The organism is Herbaspirillum rhizosphaerae (assembly GCF_001189965.1).
GTDB lineage: Bacteria > Pseudomonadota > Gammaproteobacteria > Burkholderiales > Burkholderiaceae_D > Herbaspirillum > Herbaspirillum rhizosphaerae.
The window spans coordinates 80,902-98,299 of sequence record NZ_LFLU01000002.1 but is presented as its reverse complement, the minus strand read 5'-3'; the positions used below and the strand labels follow the sequence as shown (position 1 = coordinate 98,299).

General features: G+C 61.5%; 17 protein-coding genes. 9 read left to right on the top strand and 8 right to left on the bottom strand.

The window, feature by feature from the left end; all coding sequences use genetic code 11:
- The first annotated feature begins 368 nt into the window (after window positions 1–368).
- From AKL25_RS03195 to AKL25_RS24065, 4 genes are all read left to right on the top strand, one after another.
- Window positions 369–1,664: an EAL and HDOD domain-containing protein gene (locus AKL25_RS03195; RefSeq protein WP_050476209.1), complete on the top strand. Its 1,296-nt coding sequence runs from the start codon at window positions 369–371 to the stop codon at window positions 1,662–1,664.
- 218 nt (window positions 1,665–1,882) lie between these two features.
- On the top strand, window positions 1,883–3,433 hold the full coding sequence (locus tag AKL25_RS03190) for a PAS domain-containing sensor histidine kinase (protein ID WP_240475636.1): 1,551 nt from the start codon (window positions 1,883–1,885) through the stop codon (window positions 3,431–3,433).
- Complete coding sequence (locus tag AKL25_RS03185) at window positions 3,430–4,092, top strand: response regulator (protein WP_240475635.1); 663 nt, start codon at window positions 3,430–3,432, stop codon at window positions 4,090–4,092. Before AKL25_RS03190 ends, AKL25_RS03185 begins: the two co-directional genes overlap by 4 nt.
- 353 nt (window positions 4,093–4,445) lie before the next feature.
- Window positions 4,446–4,598, top strand: coding sequence for a hypothetical protein (locus AKL25_RS24065; RefSeq protein ID WP_157050464.1), 153 nt, complete (start codon window positions 4,446–4,448; stop codon window positions 4,596–4,598).
- Window positions 4,599–4,655: 57 nt separating this feature from the next.
- Here the strand turns inward: AKL25_RS24065 and AKL25_RS24060 are convergent, their stop codons facing one another.
- Together AKL25_RS24060 and AKL25_RS03180 are read right to left on the bottom strand one after the other, a co-directional pair.
- On the bottom strand, window positions 4,656–4,823 hold the full coding sequence (locus tag AKL25_RS24060; RefSeq protein WP_157050462.1) for a hypothetical protein: 168 nt from the start codon (window positions 4,821–4,823) through the stop codon (window positions 4,656–4,658).
- 241 nt (window positions 4,824–5,064) lie between these two features.
- Window positions 5,065–5,556 (bottom strand): MarR family winged helix-turn-helix transcriptional regulator, encoded by a 492-nt coding sequence (locus AKL25_RS03180; RefSeq protein ID WP_050476208.1) that lies wholly within the window; start codon window positions 5,554–5,556, stop codon window positions 5,065–5,067.
- A gap of 104 nt (window positions 5,557–5,660) precedes the next feature.
- Between AKL25_RS03180 and AKL25_RS03175 the strand changes: the two genes are divergently transcribed.
- From AKL25_RS03175 to AKL25_RS03165, 3 genes are read left to right on the top strand one after another with little or no spacing between them, the layout of a single operon-like run.
- Window positions 5,661–6,776 carry an HlyD family secretion protein gene (locus tag AKL25_RS03175; protein ID WP_050476207.1) on the top strand — a complete coding sequence of 372 codons (1,116 nt, stop codon included), beginning with the start codon at window positions 5,661–5,663 and terminating at the stop codon, window positions 6,774–6,776.
- Window positions 6,773–8,332, top strand: coding sequence for an MDR family MFS transporter (locus AKL25_RS03170; RefSeq protein ID WP_050476206.1), 1,560 nt, complete (start codon window positions 6,773–6,775; stop codon window positions 8,330–8,332). The genes AKL25_RS03175 and AKL25_RS03170 overlap by 4 nt, the downstream gene beginning before the upstream one ends.
- A gap of 8 nt (window positions 8,333–8,340) precedes the next feature.
- A complete protein-coding gene (locus tag AKL25_RS03165) occupies window positions 8,341–9,753 on the top strand; it encodes an efflux transporter outer membrane subunit (RefSeq protein ID WP_050476205.1) in 1,413 nt (470 codons plus the stop codon).
- A 28-nt stretch (window positions 9,754–9,781) separates the two neighbouring features.
- Here AKL25_RS03165 and AKL25_RS03160 read toward each other — a convergent pair whose 3' ends face one another.
- Complete coding sequence (locus tag AKL25_RS03160) at window positions 9,782–11,512, bottom strand: methyl-accepting chemotaxis protein (RefSeq protein WP_050476204.1); 1,731 nt, start codon at window positions 11,510–11,512, stop codon at window positions 9,782–9,784.
- 152 nt (window positions 11,513–11,664) lie between these two features.
- Between AKL25_RS03160 and AKL25_RS03155 the strand changes: the two genes are divergently transcribed.
- Entirely contained in the window at window positions 11,665–12,129 is a 465-nt protein-coding gene (locus AKL25_RS03155) for a GNAT family N-acetyltransferase (RefSeq protein WP_050476203.1), read from the top strand.
- Between the two features lie 34 nt (window positions 12,130–12,163).
- On the opposite strand, the gene AKL25_RS03150 is transcribed toward AKL25_RS03155, so the two are convergent.
- The 4 genes from AKL25_RS03150 to AKL25_RS03135 form a co-directional block, all read right to left on the bottom strand.
- Window positions 12,164–13,393, bottom strand: coding sequence for an MFS transporter (locus AKL25_RS03150; RefSeq protein ID WP_050476202.1), 1,230 nt, complete (start codon window positions 13,391–13,393; stop codon window positions 12,164–12,166).
- A gap of 34 nt (window positions 13,394–13,427) precedes the next feature.
- A complete protein-coding gene (locus AKL25_RS03145) occupies window positions 13,428–13,904 on the bottom strand; it encodes a RidA family protein (protein ID WP_157050460.1) in 477 nt (158 codons plus the stop codon).
- A gap of 11 nt (window positions 13,905–13,915) precedes the next feature.
- Window positions 13,916–14,641: an SDR family NAD(P)-dependent oxidoreductase gene (locus tag AKL25_RS03140; RefSeq protein ID WP_050476200.1), complete on the bottom strand. Its 726-nt coding sequence runs from the start codon at window positions 14,639–14,641 to the stop codon at window positions 13,916–13,918.
- A gap of 79 nt (window positions 14,642–14,720) precedes the next feature.
- Entirely contained in the window at window positions 14,721–15,269 is a 549-nt protein-coding gene (locus AKL25_RS03135) for a carboxymuconolactone decarboxylase family protein (RefSeq protein WP_083444557.1), read from the bottom strand.
- 134 nt (window positions 15,270–15,403) lie between these two features.
- Between AKL25_RS03135 and AKL25_RS03130 the strand changes: the two genes are divergently transcribed.
- Complete coding sequence (locus tag AKL25_RS03130; protein WP_050476198.1) at window positions 15,404–16,300, top strand: LysR family transcriptional regulator; 897 nt, start codon at window positions 15,404–15,406, stop codon at window positions 16,298–16,300.
- Between the two features lie 16 nt (window positions 16,301–16,316).
- Here the strand turns inward: AKL25_RS03130 and AKL25_RS03125 are convergent, their stop codons facing one another.
- Window positions 16,317–17,216 carry an EamA family transporter gene (locus AKL25_RS03125; protein WP_050476197.1) on the bottom strand — a complete coding sequence of 300 codons (900 nt, stop codon included), beginning with the start codon at window positions 17,214–17,216 and terminating at the stop codon, window positions 16,317–16,319.
- Between the last annotated feature and the right edge of the window lie 182 nt (window positions 17,217–17,398).

Sequence of the window (17,398 nt, the reverse complement as noted above, 5' to 3'; positions counted from 1 at the left end):
CCGCTTCCGCACTCATCGGCTATTGATGACAAACTTGCATCATCAGCCTTCGTCGTCTCCGCATATTGCGATCAAGTAGAGGAAGCCGATCAAGGTTTCCTGACATACAAAGCCAAACGGCGTTGCTATGATCGCGCCAGTTACTCGAGAACGCGTTCTACAGTTCAGCATTTTCTCTTCCGGGGGTATCGCCGCCGGAGGAGCCGATTGCTTTTGCGACTGCGCTTGTCCGCAAGAGCCGATCTGCAGCATTTCACCTGTGTTGACGGTTTATTCACATCGCGCTTGATCGAGACACGACGCGGCGCACTGCGCCCGGCCATGTGTCCCGGCAAGCGCGTGAACAGCGGATAAGGGAGGACAAGAAGATGGCTGTAGCTGCTTTGACCATGGATGTTCCGGACCTGGGCGCGAAGGAATTTTTCCTCGCCCGGCAACCGATTCTGAACATCGAGCAAGAACTGATCGGCTACGAGCTGCTGTTTCGCAGCACCGCCGCCAACCGCGCCACCGTCACCGACGACGCAGCCGCCACCGCCGCGGTCATCGAGCATGCGGCCGAACTGGGCCTGCACAATGTGATCGGCACCCGCACTGCCTTCCTCAATGTCGATGCCGCGATCCTGATGAGCGACGTGGTCTTTGTGCTGCCCAAGGACTACGTCATCCTGGAGATCCTGGAGACGGTGGAGCTGACGCCGCCGCTGATGCGCCGCATCGAGACCCTGAGCGAAGCGGGTTATGTCTTTGCCATCGACGATCTGGTGGAAGAATCCGCCCGCACCGATCAGCTCATGCCGTTTGCCGGCATCGTCAAGGTCGACGTGCTGGCGATGCCGGCTGCCGACATTGCCGCCCTGAGCAGCAGCCTCAAGCTGAAGGGCAAGAAGATCCTGGCCGAAAAGGTCGAGACCATCGAGCAATTCAAGCTGTGCCGCGCACACGGCTTCGACTATTACCAGGGTTATTACTTCGCCCGGCCGGATGTGCTGCAGGGGAAAAAGCTGAGCGCCTCCTGCGTGATCATCATGCAGATCCTGGCGCTGATCATCAAGGGCGCCAACAACTACGAGATCGTGCGCTTCATCAAACAGGATGTGGCGCTGAGCCTGATGTTGCTGCGCCTGGTGAATACCCCGCTGTGCGGATTCCGCCGGCACATCGCTTCGCTGGGCCAGGCCTTGCTGGTGCTCGGCGACCGCCAGCTGAAACGCTGGCTGCAGATCCTGCTGTACGCCAATCCCAACAACAACCGCAACGCCGCGACATCGCCGCTGATGATCCTGGCCGCCACGCGCGGCAAGATGTGCGAGCTGCTGTCGCAGAAAGTCCAGCCGCGCCGCCCCAACAAATCCGATACGGCCTTCATGGTCGGCGTGCTGTCGCTGACGGATGCGCTGTTCAATCTGGAAATCGCCGACGTGATCGGCCAGATCGGCGTGTCCATCGAGATCAGGGAAGCGCTGCTGTCGCGCGCCGGATTCTACGGCGGCCTGCTGCAACTGGTGGAGTCGGCGGAGAACCCGGAACTGCTCAGCCCCGCACAATTAAGCGAACTGTTAAACAATCTTCAACTCTCCGCCGAAGAGTTTTACAGCGTGCAGAAGGAAGCCTTTGAATGGGGCGACAGCATTTCGGAGAACATGAGCGCCGACGCATCTTGATCGAATGACAATATTGAAACGGGAAGAAAGCGTGGAGACACTTTCTTCGCCGCTGCTGCCGGCAGACCGCGCAAATTCTTTTGCGTACAGCAGGCGTAAAGAACGCTAAAACGCCCGGGTCTGCTGTTATGCTGATGCCGCTCAGCAAGCGCCAGGTATCGGCCCGGATGACTGGGACCGCCGGCCGGAACAGAAAAATAAGAATCCATACGAAAGATATGAAGAGTCTGATTTGCACATCGGCAGATGACAATTGCCTCAAGAAGGAAGACCTGTACCGGGCGCTGGTAGACGCGTTCACGGACGGCATCGTCATGCAGCACGAAGACGGCGCCGTATTCGATTGCAATAGCGTCGCCGAGGGCATCCTGGAATGTCCGAAGGAAGCCATGACCGACCTGGCCGCATTGCTGCGCCAGCGCCAGGCCATGAAGAACGACGGCACCGCTTTCGACGAATCGGAATATCCCATGGTGATTGCCGGCGCCTCGCTGCAGCCGGTCAGCAATGTGATGATGGGCATGACGCGCCTGGACGGCCGCTTCTGCTGGCTGGAGGTAAGCGCCAGCCCGATCATGGTCAACCGCGGCAAGGATTTCATCGGCGTGGTCACCTTCCTGCGCGAGATCACCGAACGCAAGGAAGCCGAAGAAGCGCTGGAAAAGCGTCATCACGAACTCGAAAAAGGCATCTTCAAACGCACCGCCCAGCTGGAGTTCACGCTGGGCCAGTTGAAGCTTGCCGTAAGCGCCTCCAACACCGGACTGTGGAACTGGAATCTGCGCACCGATCAGTTTTACTTCTCGCCGGAGTGGAAGCGCCAGATCGGCTACGCCGACCACGAGATCGGCGACTCCATGGACGAGCTGGTGGCCCGCATCCATCCCGACGACCGCGAACGCGCGGTAACGGCGACCGAGTCTTATCTCGATGCGCCCAAGGAATCGCTGGAAATCGAATACCGCATGCGTCATCGCGACGGCGGCTATCGCTGGATCCTGTCGCGCTCGATGGCGATGCTGGATGAAAACGACAAGGCGATTTTCCTGCAAGGTTCGCATGTCGACATCACCGAGCGAAAACAGTCCGAGGAAAACCTGCTGGCCCTGACCCGCGAACTGCGCGACGTCTCGCGCGAGCTGGCCAGGGTGGAAGAAGCCGAGCGCCGGCGATTCGCGCAGGAACTGCACGACACCATCGGTTCGGCGCTGGCGGCATTGAGCATCAACATGACCATCATGAGCGGCGAGATTGCCGGGGAAGGTTCGTCCGGCATGGAAGCGCGCCTGAAGGATTCCATCGTCCTGCTCGACGACACCACCGACGCCGTGCGACGCCTGATGGCGGAGTTGCGGCCGCCGGTGCTGGACGATTACGGACTCGAAGCGGCCTTGCGCTGGCAGTGCGAACTGTTCGCCGAACGCTGCGGTTTTCAGTTCACGGTGGATGTCTACGGCATCGCCGATCGCCTGGAGCCGGAGCTGGAAATTTCGCTGTTCCGCATCGCCCAGGGCGCCATCACCAATATCGCCAAGCATGCGCATGCAACCAACGTCGAAGTGATGCTCAATATTTTGCAGAACTCGGTCACGCTGACCATCATGGACGACGGCGCCGGCTTTGTACCGAACGTGCATCGCGATCAGAAATCGAAGCCTACCTGGGGCCTGGTATCCATGCGCGAGCGTGCACAAGCGTTGGGCGGCAATCTGAAAATCATTTCCGAACCCGGCAAGGGCACCTGCGTCGAAGTCGTGGTGGAATTATGAACATGCCGGCCGCCGCGCCCATCCGCATCTACATCGCCGACGATCACACCATCGTCAGGGACGGCCTGGCGGTGATGCTGCAGGTGCATAGCGACATCAAGGTGGTCGGCTCCGGCAGCGACGGACGGCAGGCCGTGAAAGAGGTGGTGAGCCTGCGTCCCGACATCGTGATCATGGACATCGCCATGCCCAACCTGAACGGCATCGAAGCAACCCTGCTGCTGAGGAACGAGGCGCCGGGCGTGAAGATCATCATGCTCTCGATGTATGCGACCAAGGAACATATTTTCCGGGCGCTGCAAGCCGGCGCCCGCGGCTATTTGCTGAAGAATTCCGCAGGCTCGGAACTGCTCAACGCCATCCGCGTCGTGCAGGCCGGACAGCGTTATCTGAGCCAGAAGATTTCCGACACGGTGGTGGACGATTACCTGCTCGACAACCGCGCTTCGGGACCGCTCGACGCCCTGAGCGCGCGCGAACGTGAAGTCTTGCAACTGGTGGCCGAAGGCCACTCCAGCGCACAGGTGGCGGCGATGCTGTCGCTGTCGCCCAAATCCATCGAGACCTATCGCAGCCGGCTGATGCAAAAGATCGGCGTCAGCGACTTGCCCAGCCTGGTGAAATTCTCCATCCATCACGGATTGATTTCGCTGGAGTAGCCGGCTTCTTCAGCTTGCCCTGCCGGCGCTCTGCCGTTGATGCAAGTGTCGGGTTATTTTTCCGCACTTGTCATACTTTCCCGACAGCAATATCAACGCGCAGTCGCTAGTATCAAGACTGCCCGCGCTACATCTCCCCGATCTTCCCGCGCGGCCCCCGGCAGCGGCATTCAAATAACAAAGCCGTGCATCCCCCTCGAACGCATTGCCTGAACATCGGCGAGGGGGATCTGCATGCAAAACAACATGCCCTGCACACATCACCGATGTCCGTCTCGATGGGTAGAAACATGCGATCGATCTATGTATTTTTACTGCTGCTTTTTCTGCTGGCAGGGTGCGAGCGAAGTCCGATGGAAAAGCTGGTGTTCGAACACGCCCGGGAACAGGCAAAAATCAACGCCGCCAATTTTGAGCGCAACAAGGAAGCTCGCGAGAGGCAACAACTGGCGCTGCGCAAGAAGTTCGATCCTGATGATCCGGATACGGATACCGGTTCGCCGTGACGGCGTCACTGTCGTTGCGGCGAGGGTCTCTGCGGCAACGACAGCGGCGGCAAACGCTCAGTGAAGATGAGAAATCTGCTTATAGCGATACTCGTCGAGGTCCTTCAGTTTCTGGTCCTCGTAGTCGAGAAGTTTCAGATGTTTGTCGACGCTCAGGCAAGCCCAGACCAACAACACGTCGAGAAGAATAATGCCGATGTTCGTGAAACTGATCCCGTAGCTCATCGCAGCCCCCTGTTCCGATCACATTGAATAAATCCCCCTGATGCTGACTACAGCATACTCATCAGGTTGGAATTATCCAATCAGGAAATTCCTGATTTCCGAGGGGTAATTTGCTGGCGGAAAAGTTTACTTTCCCCAATGCAAACCAGGGTGGTCGCCAATGCGGAACGGCTGATAAAGAGCGCGACGGCTCAGGCGCGCTGTCGGCGGCGAGGGGGCGGGGAAGACGGCAGATGCGTCATCAGGCGCAGCCGTCCGTGCCGCCGTCGCCGTCGACGCCTTCTTCGCCCAGCTCGCGCAGACGCACATTGAGCCGCCCGATCAATTGCGCCAGTTGTTTCTTTTCCGCCGGGTCCAGGACTTCGAACAGCTGATCGGTGAAGCGCTTGCGTACCGGTTCCGACAACTGCACCACCTCGACGCCGGCCGCCGTCAATGAGATGTGCTTGACGCGGCGATCGCTGGCGTCCGCCACGCGCTCCACCAGGCCGTCCTTTTCCATCGCGTCCACCGCTTCGGTGATGGTGCGCGGCGCGAAACCGAAGGCTTCCACCAGATCGGTGGAACGCACCTTGCCCTGACGATGTATGAAAATCATCATTTTGGTTTTTGCGAACGAAGCGCCCTGCGCCGCCATCAAACGGTTCAGCGTGCGTTGCGACGTCAGGTAAAAGTCGCGCAAGGCTTCGCCGGCCTCGACGTTTTCGGAGGCGAGTGTAAAGCTGTTGGACATATTTTCCTCTATTGGCATATTATATGGTACCTCCATTAATTTGAGGCGCCAACGATTTCCATGTCGGGTGCCGATAATTTCCCACTGACCAGGACAGAACAAGCATGAGCGCAGCGGATACTCCAGCCCCAGCAGCCCCCACTCCGGAAAAGCCAAAGAAACGCATGAGCCCGCGCGCCAGGTTGATCTTGCGCAGCGTCGCGCTGGTCGCCGTGATCGCGGTGGCAGGATGGTTCTTTTACCATGAAACGCGCGGCAAATATATCGAGAGCACCGACGACGCCTACATCCACGCCGACAACGTGACCGTCTCGCCCAAGGTTTCCGGCTACGTGGAAGAGGTCTACGTCGCCGACAACCAGGACGTGAAGGCCGGCCAGCCGCTGGTGCGCATCGACCCGCGCGACTATGCCGCGCAGACCGCGCAGTTCAGGGCGCAGATCGACGCTGCGACAGCCAGCGAAGAATCCGCCAAGGCTTCGCTGCAAGAGCAGAACAGCGCCATCGCCCAGGCCCAGGCGCAACTGGCGTCGGCCGAAGAAGATGCGCGCTTCGCCGCCAGCGAAGTCGACCGCTACACGCCGCTGGCGGCCACCGGCGCGGAGACGAAAGAAAAGCTGAACTCGCTGCGCAACCAGGCGGCCTTGTCGCGCGCCACCGTGGCGGCCCGCCGCGCCGCACTGGAAGCCGCGCAACTGCGGGTGAATTCGATGCAGGCGCAAATCCGCCAGGCGCATGCCCAGGGTGAAAACGCCCAGGCGCAGTTCGACGCGGCCAACGTCAATCTGGGATCGACCGAAATCAAGGCCAGCACCGACGGCCGTATCGGCGACAAGTCGGTGCGCGTCGGCCAGTTCGTCTCGGCCGGCACGCGCATGATGTCGGTGGTGCCGACGGCGTTCTATGTGGTCGCCAATTTCAAGGAAACGCAAATCGGCCTGATGCGCGTCGGCCAGCCGGCAACCGTGGAAATCGATGCCCTGCCGGGTCAGGAATTGCAGGCGCATGTGGAGAGCATCTCGCCCGGCACCGGCGCCCAGTTCTCGCTGCTGCCGCCGCAAAACGCGACCGGCAATTTCACCAAGATCGTCCAGCGCGTGCCGGTGCGCATCGCCGTCGACGTCGGTCCTGAAACGCGCCGCCTGTTCGTCGCCGGCCTGTCGGTGACGGCCAAGGTCAACACCATCAATGCCAAAGACAGCGAAGGGAAGCACCTTTGAGCACGCCTCAGGCCCAGGCTCCGCTGCAGCCGCCTGCGCGCGCTGACGCCGCCGCGTGGCTGGCGGTCGCCGCCGGTACGCTGGGCGCGCTGATGGCGACGCTCGACATTTCCATCGTCAACTCGTCGCTGCCCACCATCCAGGGTGAAATCGGCGCCAGCGGCACCGAGGGCACGTGGATCGCCACCGCCTATCTGGTCGCGGAAATCATCATCATCCCGCTGTCGGGCTGGCTGGAAAAATTGCTGGGACTGCGCACGCTCTTGTTGCTGGCGGCGAGTCTGTTCACCGGCTTTTCCATCCTGTGCGGCTTCGCCAACAGCTTGCCGATGATGATCATCGGCCGCGTCGGCCAGGGCTTCACCGGCGGCGCGCTGATCCCGACGGCGATGACCATCATCGCCACGCGCCTGCCGCGCTGGCAGCAGCCGGTCGGCAATGCGATGTTCGGCGCCACGGCGATTCTCGGCCCGGTGCTGGGACCCGTGCTGGGCGGCTGGCTGACCGAGAACGTCAGCTGGCATTATTCCTTCTTCATCAACGTGCCGGTCGGCGCCGCGCTGATCACGCTGTTGCTGGTGGCGATGCCGTATGCAAAACCGAAATTCGACCTGCTGCGCGAAGCCGACTGGTTCGGCATCCTCGGCATGGCGCTCGGGCTCGGCGGCCTGACCGTAGTGCTGGAGGAAGGCGAGCGCGAGCAATGGTTTGCCTCGACCGACATCCGCTGGCTGACGCTGGTTTCGGTGATCGGCTTCATCCTGCTGGCGATCGGCCAGATACGCGCGCGCCATCCGGTGATCCAGCTGCGGCTGCTGCGCGACCGGCAATTCGGTTCGGTGGTGGCGATGGCGATGGTGGTCGGCGTGGCCTTGTACGGCACGGCTTACGTGATCCCGCAATTCCTGTCCGGCATCGCCGACTACAACTCGCTGCAATCCGGCCAGATCGTGTTGCTATCCGGCGTGCCGATGATCCTGATGATGCCGTTCACGCCGATGCTGATGCGGCGTGTGGATATCCGCCTGGCGGTCGGCGCCGGGCTGCTGATGCTGGCCTTCAGCGCCTTCATCGAAACCGACCTGAGTCCGCTGTCGAGCGGCGGCTCGTTCATCGCGTCGCAATTGCTGCGCGGCCTCGGCACCGTGCTGGCCATGATCTTCCTGAACCAGGCGGCGATCCGTTCGGTGCCCGCCTCACAGGCGGGCGATGCGGCCGGCCTGTACAGCGCCGCGCGCAATCTCGGCGGCTCGCTGGCGCTGGCCGGCATCGCGGTGATCCAGGATCAGCGCATCTGGCTGCACAGCCGTCGTCTCGAAGAGAGCCTCTCCGCCAACTCCGACCTGGTGCAATCCTTCATGACCTCGCAAAGCGCGGCGCTGGGCGGACAAGCTACCGCATTCCAGGCGCTGGGCGCCACGATCCAGGTGCAGGCCCTGACGATGACCTATGCCGATCTGTTCTGGCTGCTCGGCGTCGGCATTCTCTGCGTGATGCCGCTCGTCTTTTTCCTGCGCCCGCTGCCAACCAACGCGCCTCCGGTTACGACTCACTGATGAATCTTATGCGCCCTACTTCTTACCTCATTCCGCTCGCGGCGACAGCACTGCTGTCGGCCTGCACCCTCGGTCCGGAATACGCCGGCCCGCCCGACGTCGCACCGCACGCCGCGCAAAACGGCCATTTCCTGCGCGGCGGCGACGCCGTGCAGACAGCTGCCACGCAACGCAATAACTGGTGGGAAGGCTTGTCCGATCCGCTGCTCAACGAGCTGGTGCAACGCGCGCTCGCCGCCAATCCCAATCTGAACATCGCCAAAGCCAGACTGCAGCAATCGCGCGCGGCGCTGAACCTGGAACAAGCCAACGCCATGCCGAGCGCCAGCGGATCGGCGCTGTATGCGCATGCCAAGCTGCCGTCGCTGTCGGGAAGCGGCTCGTCGACCACCACGAATCTCTACAACCTCGGTTTCGACGCCTCGTGGGAAGCCGATATCTTCGGCGCCAACAAGCGCAGCATCCAGGCCGCGCGCGCCACCTCGGAAGCGGCCGAAGCCTCGCTGGCAGATGTCCAGGTCAGCCTCGCCGCCGAAGTCGCCAATGCCTACATCAGCCTGCGCGACCGCCAGCAACGCATTGCACTCGGCGACCAATCGATCGCAGCGCAGGAACAGATGATCACGCTCGCGCGCCAGCGTCTTGAACGCGGCACGGCGTCGAACCTCGACATCCTGCGCCTGCAAAATCAACTGGAAGGCACACGCGCCGATCTCACGCCGCTGCGTGCAGACATGGAGTCGTATCTGAATCAGCTGGCGACGCTGGTGGGTGAAGAACCCGGCGCGCTCGACGACAAACTGAGCGCCGCCACGCCGCTGCCCTTGCCGCCGGCCGCGGTGGCGGTGGGCGACCCGACCGAGCTGCTGCGGCATCGCCCCGACATCCGCGCCGCCGAACGCACGCTCGCCGCCGACACCGCCAAGATCGGCCAGGCCGAGGCCGCGCGTTACCCCAGCCTGAAGCTGTTCGGCGTGATCGGCCTCGGCGGCACGCACGCATCCGACCTGACCAAGCTGGATGATTTCGCCACCATCCTGGCGCCGATGCTGAGCTGGAATTTCCTCGACTTCGGCCGCAATGCCGCGCGCGTGACGCAAGCCGAAGAAGTGCGCAATGAAGCGGAAATGAAATATCGCCAGACCGTGCTGGAAGCACTGCGAGACGCCGAAGATTCGCTCTCGCGCTTCCGCAACGGCCGCATCACCGTGGCGACGCTGGCGCGCAACAAAGTGTCGGCGGATCAGGCGCTGGATCTGGCGCAGCAACGCTACCGTGCGGGCACGACGACGCTTGTCGACGTGCTCGATACCACGCGCCAGCAACTCAGCGCACAGCAGAACCTGCTGCAGGCCGAAGCCAATCTGACGCGCAACTTCGTCGCCATACAGAAGGCGCTGGGGCTGGGCTGGAACAGCTAAGCTGGTGTGGCCGGCCCGGCAGCGACGCTCAGAATTGCTCCCATGACGCCTCGCTGTCTTGTGCAACGGCAGCGGGGGTTTGAACTGCTTTTGCGACTGGCTTTGCTGCCGGTTTAGCCGCTGCCTGCGCCGGAAGCTTGGGCGCGGCGGGAGTAATGTCGACAGTCGTCTTTTGATGCGTCAGCTTCGGCGCAGCACCGTGTTCAGCGCCGAGCTTGAAAATGCTCACCACTTCCAGCAAGGTCCCGGCCTGATGCTGCATCGATTGCGCCGCTGCGGCCGCTTCTTCCACCAGCGCCGCATTCTTTTGCGTCACTTCATCCATCTGCGTGATGGCCAGGTTGATCTGCTCGATGCCGTCGCTCTGTTCTTCGCTGGCTGAACTGATCTCTCCCACGATGTCGGTCACGCGCCTGACGCTGTTGACGACGTCGGTCATGGTGGTGCCGGCCTGCTCCACCAGCCTGCTGCCGGCGTCGACCTGCGCCACCGAGTTGTCGATCAATGCCTTGATTTCCTTGGCTGCTGCAGCGGAGCGTTGCGCCAGTCCGCGCACTTCGGAAGCCACCACCGCAAAGCCGCGTCCCTGTTCGCCGGCGCGCGCCGCTTCCACCGCTGCATTCAATGCCAGGATATTGGTCTGGAAGGCAATGCCGTCGATGACGCTGATGATGTCGACGATCTTCTTCGATGACTCGTGGATCGTGCCCATGGTTTCCACCACCTTGCCCACCACGTCGCCGCCGGCGATCGCCACTTCGGAGGCGGAGGCCGCCAGCTGATTGGCCTGGCGCGCGTTGTCGGCGTTCTGCTTCACGGTCGAGGTCAGTTGTTCCATCGCCGATGCAGTTTCTTCCAGCGAGCTGGCCTGCTGCTCGGTGCGCGTCGACAGATCCAGGTTGCCCATGGCGATCTGGCTGGATGCCGTGGCGATGGTGTCGGTGCCGGTGCGCACGTGGCCGACGATCTCCGCCAGCCGGTTGCGCATGACGCGTATCGATGCCATCAGGCTGGTCTGGTCGCCCTGGCGCAAGGTGATCGACGTCGCCAGATTGCCGTTGGCGATATCGCTGGCCACCGCCATCGCATAATCGGGCTCGCCGCCAAGCTGGCGAATGATGCTGCGCGTGATGAGCAAGGCGGCGACCAGGCTCAGCAAGAATGCGGCAGCGCTGACGGCGAACAACAGCGCCGTGGTGTGGTGATAAGTGTCCTGGCTGTCGGCGACGGTCTTGTCCATGGCGGCATGCTGATAATCGGACAAATTCCTGAGCGCCTCGAACATCGCATTCTGTTTCACCCGCATGGCGCCAAACAATAACTTCTTCACTTCGTCCATCTTGTTCTGCGTGAGCAGATTCAACAGATTCTGCTGCTCTGCATAGTAGTCGGCGCCGGTGCGATCGAGCGCCGCCATCAGCTCTTTGCCCTTGGGCGTGACGATCGCATCGCCGAGTTTTTTCAGCGTCGCGTCGTTTTCTGCGCGCGCTTTGGTGATGCGCGCCAGCTCCTGCTTCGACGTTGCTTCGTCGTCGGACAGCGCGACATTGCGCACCACCCGCGCCACCAGATTGACGTTATTGGAAACCGTATCCACCAGCGCGATCTTGGCGTAGCGATCGTTCACCAGGAAGTTGATGTTGTCGTTGAGTACCGCCATGCGCATGAAGCTGAAGAAGGCGATCCCCAGCAACAGTGCCAGGACCAGGCCGAATCCGATATATAAACGGCTGGCGACTTTTAATTTGGACAGATTCATGACACGGTTCTCCTGAAAGGACATACAAAGACGTGATGCTTTCGGATCAGCCTGCTGCGGAGAATTCTACTTCCAGAACTGCTTTTTCTGTGGCGGCATTTCATCGATTCCGAAAAAGATGCCGGGATGACAAGCTGCGCTAAAATTCCTGCATGACAGAAATCCGACACGCCCACTTCCCTGACGACCGCGATGCCGTCGTCGACATCTTTCGCGAATACATAGCCAGCGTCAGCGTCGATCTCGGCTTTCAGGATTACGAAACCGAATTTGCTGCACTGCCGGGAAAATACGCCGCACCCGACGGCAGGCTGCTGCTCGCCTGGCGCGGCGACCGCGTGCTTGCCTGCGTCGCCTTGCGCAAAGTCGATGCCCGGATCTGCGAAATGAAACGCGTCTATGTGCGTCCGGAGGCGCGCGGCGAGCAACTCGGCCGGCGTCTGGTCGAGCGCATTTTGCAGGAAGCGCGCGACGCCGGGTATGTCCGCATCTGTCTGGACGTGTTGCCGGAGTTTGCTGCCGCGCAGCACATCTATGCCTCGTTCGGCTTTACCGAAACAACGCCGTTCACCTTCAACCCGGTTCCGGGCACCCGGTTTCTCGGCCGCGATCTGTAGAAGCGGCCCATTGCGGCAGCGTGTCCCGGATGGATCAAAGGCGCACCTTGCGGCAAGCCCACAAATTGGCGGCGGCGCCCCACAACAACATGCCGCTCGTCAGAAAAAATACCGAGCGCATGCCGACCGTGCCGCCCATCGCGCCGCCCGCCAGCGGGCCGAGCACTTGTCCTGCATATTGCGACGACTGCGAATAACCCAGCACTTTGCCCAAGGCGCTCTCCGGCACGGATTGCCGGATCTGCTTGGCGATCGACGGCAACAATCCGGCCAGCGCCGCGCCCAGCAGGAATCGCAGGATCCCCAGTTGCCACCAGGCCGACACGAACGCCTGCGGGATCATCAACAAGCCGGCCGCCGTCAGACAATACACGATCACGCGCCAGCCGCCGATGCGATCGGCCAGCCTGCCCATCGGCGCGGCCATGATGATGCTGCCGAGCGCGGATGACGCCATCACGATGCCGGCGTCCAGCACAACATGGCTGCGGTCAACGTGGATGTCCTGCAAGTAGACCGTGATGATCGGCTCGATCGACATGTTGGCGAACAGCACCAGCATGGCGGTTGCAAACATGGCGCCGACGACCAGACGCAGATGCTTTGTTGCTGCCGGCGCCGATGCATTGCTGTTGCGCGGACGCGGTACGAAGTTTTCCTTCACGAACACGATGGTCAGCAGCGCTGCCACCGCGATCATGGCGCCGGTCGCAAAAAAAGTATGACGGATGCCGATCAAGCCGGGCAGCAGACCGCCGATCAACGGCCCGGTCAAGGTGCCCGCCAATGCGCCGGTCGACAGGATGCCCAGCGCCCAGCCGGATTTATCGGCAGGCGTCTGGGTGGCAATCAGCAAGGTCGATGACGATGCATAGCCGCCGATCACACCGGCCAGCAGACGCAGCAAGCTCAGCTCATAGACGTTGTGCGCGCAACCGATCAGAGGCATCAAGATCGCCATGCCGATGGCGGCGCGCACCAGCATGGGCTTGCGGCCGAAGCGGTCGCTCAGGTAGCCCCACAGCGGCGCCGTCAGGCCGGTGCCGAGGAAGGTCGCGCCGAAGGCGATCCCCGACCACCAGACGATGGCGGAATTCTGTTTGACGCCCAACTCCTCCACGTAGACCGGGAGGAAGGGCAACAACAGCGTCAGGCTCACCAGCGTCGTGAAGGAGCCGAACACGCAGACGATCAGATTGCGCTTCCAGTGCAGGGCGTTGTCGCGTGCGTAGGAATTGCTCGCGACGGCAAGTGCGTCTTTCATGTTCGGCTCCTTGGTTGCTTGGTGACTTGATTGCCTACTGCCCGATTTCGAAGATCAGCTCCAGCTCGAGCGGTGCGCCCAGCGGCAGCGAGACCACGCCGAGCGCTCTGCGCGTCGACGTCTTGTCTTTGCCGAAGACTGCCTCCAGCAGTTCCGATGCGCCGTCCGCCACCAGCGGGTGCGAACGGAAATCGGGCTCGGCCACGATGCTGACGGCAAGCCGCACGACCCGACTCACCTTGTCGAGCGAACCCAGCTCGTCGCGCACCACCGCCAGTGCATTCAGGCAGGCGGTGAAAGCGGCGTCGCGACCGGCTTCCAGATCGAGCTCGACACCCACCCGGCCGACATGCCTGGGCTTACCGTCGACCACCGGCAGGATGCCGCTGAGGAACAGCAGCTTGCCGGTCTGCACCGCTTCGACGTAAGCACCGAGAGGCAAAGGCGCCGCCGGCAACACGATGCCGAGCTCCTTCAGGCGTTGCTCCGCGCCGCCCGGCGGCGTATCCATACCGCGCGCGCTTACCATTTGCCCGAGTGTGCGCCGCCATCGACGTGCAACACTTCTCCGGTAACGGTGCGCGCTTCGGTCAGATAGACCACGGCGTCGGCGATGTCCTGCACGTCGGAAATCACGCCCATCGGCGACAGGGTCTTCAGGAAATCTTTTGGATTCTTTTCATGCATGGGCGTGTCGACGATGCCGGGCGCGACCAGGTTGAAACGAATGCCGTCCTTGGCGTATTCCAGCGCCAGGTTGGTCGACAGCGAATTGATGCCGCCCTTGGTGATCATCGGCACCGACGCCGTTACACCGGCGATAGGATGTTCCAGCAGCGAGGTGGTGATGCCGACCACGCTGCCGCCCGTGCCTTGCTTGAGCAGTTGGCGCACGACGTGCTGGGTGATGTAGAGATAGCCTTGCAGATTGGTCGAGACGAAGGCCTGGAAGTCTTCTTCCGTGTAGTCGACGAAGGGCTTGGTGTAGAAGATGCCGGCGTTGTTGACCAGCGCGTCAATGCGGCCGAATTTTTCCAGCGCGGCAGCGACGACGAGCGCCGCCGTCTTTTCCTGGCCGATGTCGCCGTCAACCAGCACCAGATTGGCGGATGCCGTGAAGGCGCCGCGCTGGACGATGCTACGCGAGGTGGCGACCACGTTGTACCCGCGGTCGAGAAAGTTCTGCACCAGGCCGGCGCCGATGCCTTGCGATGCGCCGGTGATGATGATGGTTTTGTTCGTGCTCATGGTAGTGCTCCTTGTGAATAACTGAATAAGTAGATGACTAACTGCGTGTGTGAAGCAAAAGTTCTTGTCGTCCCCGGCCCTACCGCACCTGGGCTTGTTCCTGGAAGACCGTGTCGATCGAGATGGGATTGAGATGATCGAGGTAGTTGCTCATGGTCTTGAGCGCGACCCCGATCAGGATTTCCATCAGGACGATTTCGTCATAGCCTGCTGCGAAGAATTTCTGCTTGGCGATCTCGCCGACAAAGCCGCGCTCGTTGACCAGCTCGCGTGTCAACCCGACCAGTGCGTCCAGGCCGCCATGCTGCAAGGGCGTACGATTGCGCACCGACTTGATGATTTCCGCATCGACGCGCATGCCGGCCAGCGTGGTGGAATGTGCGGCGATGCAGTACAGGCATTTGTTCTCGACCGAGGCCGTCAGCAGCACCAGTTGCCGCTCGCGCGCCGTGAGCACGGTGGTGTCCCATGCGGCGTCCAGCGCCAGATAGCCATTGAGCATCGCCGGCGAATTGCCGAGCGTGGCCATCAGGTTGGAAATCGATCCAAGCCGTTTTTTCACGAACGCCATGCTCGCCCTGGCGTTATCGGGCACGGATTCGATGGTGAGCGGTTTCAGGGTTTTCATGGAGAAACTCAGGGTTATCGGTGTTGCGTCAGCGGGGATGCCGGATGGCGTAGACAGGAGAATGAAGCAAATGCGCTTGCCTGATTAGATGGAAATATGTGGAATTTCTTTTCCATTTATGGAAATATCGCGGCATGGCGGATCTCAACGACATTGCGATATTTGTGAAGGTGGCTCAGTTCGAGAGCTTCAGCCGGGCTGCGCACGCGCTGGGCATGCCGGTGTCGACGGTCAGCCGCCGCATCTCGGAACTGGAGCAGCAACTGGGCGTCACCCTGCTGCAGCGGACCACGCGCAAGCTGACGCTGACGGTGCAGGGACTGGATTATTTCCATCAATGCCAGGAGCCGCTGAGCATCCTGGCCGATGCCGAGCGCGTGCTGACGCAGACGCAGAAGAAACCGGAAGGCATCCTGCGCATCACCGTTCCCGTGGTGCTGCGGGAAGAGGCGTTTCTGAACTTCGTGTCGGATTTTCTGAAGAACTATCCGCGCATCCGGATCGATCTGTTCATCACGAATGAGTTCGTTAATTTCGTTGCGCAGAACATTGACGTCGGGATCCGCTTCGGCGAGCTGGAAGACTCAAGCCTGATTGCGAAAAAGTTGGGTACCAACATCCGCTATCTGGTGGCGACGCCGTCATATCTGGAGGGGCGGCCGCTGCCGGTAAAGCCGGAAGACCTGCGCGCGCATCAGTGCGTGCTGATGAACGGAAAAAACAACGAGGCGAAGTGGGATCTGGTCAGCGGCAAGAAGCAGGCGTCTGTGCATGTCTCCGGCGCGATCTCCAGTCGCGATTTCAACAGCGTGAGCCACTTCACGTACAAGGGCCACGGCATCGGCCTGCTGCCCTTCAATTACTGCGACGAGATGCTGGCCGACGGCCGCTTGCAACGCGTCTTGCCGAAGTGGAGTTCACCGAAGATCCCGGTGCATGCGCTCTACCCGACGCGCAAGTTCCTGCCGGCCAGGCTGCGCGTCTTTCTCGACGCGCTGGATGCCTGGCAGAGTCCGTTCTGGAACAAATGAGATTGAATGAGCCCGCTCAGGATTGACGGGTTTTCCAGTTCAGGCGCGCGAACAGCGATGCGCCGAACAGGTTGACGATCAGCCCCACCATCAGCAGCGCGGCGCCGATAAAGTGGATCGCCTGCAGCGCTTCGCCGAAGACCAGCCAGCCGGTGGTCAAACCCACCAGCGGCACCAGCAAGGTGAACGGCGCCACGCGATTGACCGAATAGCGCGCGATCAGGAAATTCCACACCGCATAGCCGAACAAGGTCGACGCCCAGGCGATGTAGGCCACCGCCGCAAACGACTGCAAGCTCATGTGCTGCAGCGCCGAGCCGATGGCGGCAGGGCCTTCCATCACCCACGATAACGCGAACATCGGCAACGGCGGCACCAGGCTGGCCCACACCACGAAGGCCAGCTGATTCATCGGGCCGTAACGTCCCACCGCGCGGCTGACGATATTGCCGCACGCCCACATGGCGGCCGCCGCAATCGTCAGCAGGAAACCCAGCAAGGGCATGGAAGCGCCGTGCGCGCTGCCGATCAGCATCAGGCCGCCGGCCGCCAGCAACAGCCCGGCGAGTTGATTGGCGCGCCATTTTTCACGCAGCCACAATACGGTCAGCAAGAGCGTGAAGAAGGATTGCGACTGCAGAACCAGCGACGCCAGCCCGGACGGCATGCCGACATGAATCGCGCTGAACAGGAAGGCGAACTGGCCGACCGACATGGTCAGACCGAAGGCCAGGTAGAGACGTAGCGGCACCTTGGGCGGACGCAGGAACAGCAAGGCCGGAAACGCCGCCAGGATGAAACGCAGGCTGCCCAGCAGCATCGGCGGCACACCATTCAGGCCAACCTTGATGATGGCGAAGTTGACGCCCCAGACCAGGATGACGAGCAGCACGAGCGCCAGATGGGAGGAACGCATGGGGTGGGCTTGCATGAGGGGCCTTAGGTGAATGCAAAAATGAAGGGGAAGCGGGCATTCTACAAAAAACCGCCCGCCTCTGCCGTGCCGACTTCATCGTCTGCGTTTCGGCCAGGCATTCATCTTACGATCCCCATCCCCGGCGGCAAGACGCCGGGCGGACAAGCTTGGGACAGAATCGG

What these genes read in the sequence shown, in the direction of transcription:
- AKL25_RS03150 (WP_050476202.1), bottom strand. Translation starts at nt 13,393, where the DNA reads ATGAAAGACGCACTTGCCGTCGCGAGCAATTCCTACGCACGCGACAAC.
- AKL25_RS03135 (WP_083444557.1), bottom strand. Translation starts at nt 15,269, where the DNA reads ATGAAAACCCTGAAACCGCTCACCATCGAATCCGTGCCCGATAACGCC.
- AKL25_RS24065 (WP_157050464.1), top strand. Translation starts at nt 4,446, where the DNA reads ATGGAAAAGCTGGTGTTCGAACACGCCCGGGAACAGGCAAAAATCAAC.
- AKL25_RS03125 (WP_050476197.1), bottom strand. Translation starts at nt 17,216, where the DNA reads ATGCGTTCCTCCCATCTGGCGCTCGTGCTGCTCGTCATCCTGGTCTGG.
- AKL25_RS03195 (WP_050476209.1), top strand. Translation starts at nt 369, where the DNA reads ATGGCTGTAGCTGCTTTGACCATGGATGTTCCGGACCTGGGCGCGAAG.
- AKL25_RS03180 (WP_050476208.1), bottom strand. Translation starts at nt 5,556, where the DNA reads ATGTCCAACAGCTTTACACTCGCCTCCGAAAACGTCGAGGCCGGCGAA.
- AKL25_RS03185 (WP_240475635.1), top strand. Translation starts at nt 3,430, where the DNA reads ATGAACATGCCGGCCGCCGCGCCCATCCGCATCTACATCGCCGACGAT.
- AKL25_RS03130 (WP_050476198.1), top strand. Translation starts at nt 15,404, where the DNA reads ATGGCGGATCTCAACGACATTGCGATATTTGTGAAGGTGGCTCAGTTC.
- AKL25_RS03145 (WP_157050460.1), bottom strand. Translation starts at nt 13,904, where the DNA reads ATGGATACGCCGCCGGGCGGCGCGGAGCAACGCCTGAAGGAGCTCGGC.
- AKL25_RS03165 (WP_050476205.1), top strand. Translation starts at nt 8,341, where the DNA reads ATGCGCCCTACTTCTTACCTCATTCCGCTCGCGGCGACAGCACTGCTG.
- AKL25_RS03155 (WP_050476203.1), top strand. Translation starts at nt 11,665, where the DNA reads ATGACAGAAATCCGACACGCCCACTTCCCTGACGACCGCGATGCCGTC.
- AKL25_RS03140 (WP_050476200.1), bottom strand. Translation starts at nt 14,641, where the DNA reads ATGAGCACGAACAAAACCATCATCATCACCGGCGCATCGCAAGGCATC.
- AKL25_RS03190 (WP_240475636.1), top strand. Translation starts at nt 1,883, where the DNA reads ATGAAGAGTCTGATTTGCACATCGGCAGATGACAATTGCCTCAAGAAG.
- AKL25_RS03175 (WP_050476207.1), top strand. Translation starts at nt 5,661, where the DNA reads ATGAGCGCAGCGGATACTCCAGCCCCAGCAGCCCCCACTCCGGAAAAG.
- AKL25_RS03160 (WP_050476204.1), bottom strand. Translation starts at nt 11,512, where the DNA reads ATGAATCTGTCCAAATTAAAAGTCGCCAGCCGTTTATATATCGGATTC.
- AKL25_RS24060 (WP_157050462.1), bottom strand. Translation starts at nt 4,823, where the DNA reads ATGAGCTACGGGATCAGTTTCACGAACATCGGCATTATTCTTCTCGAC.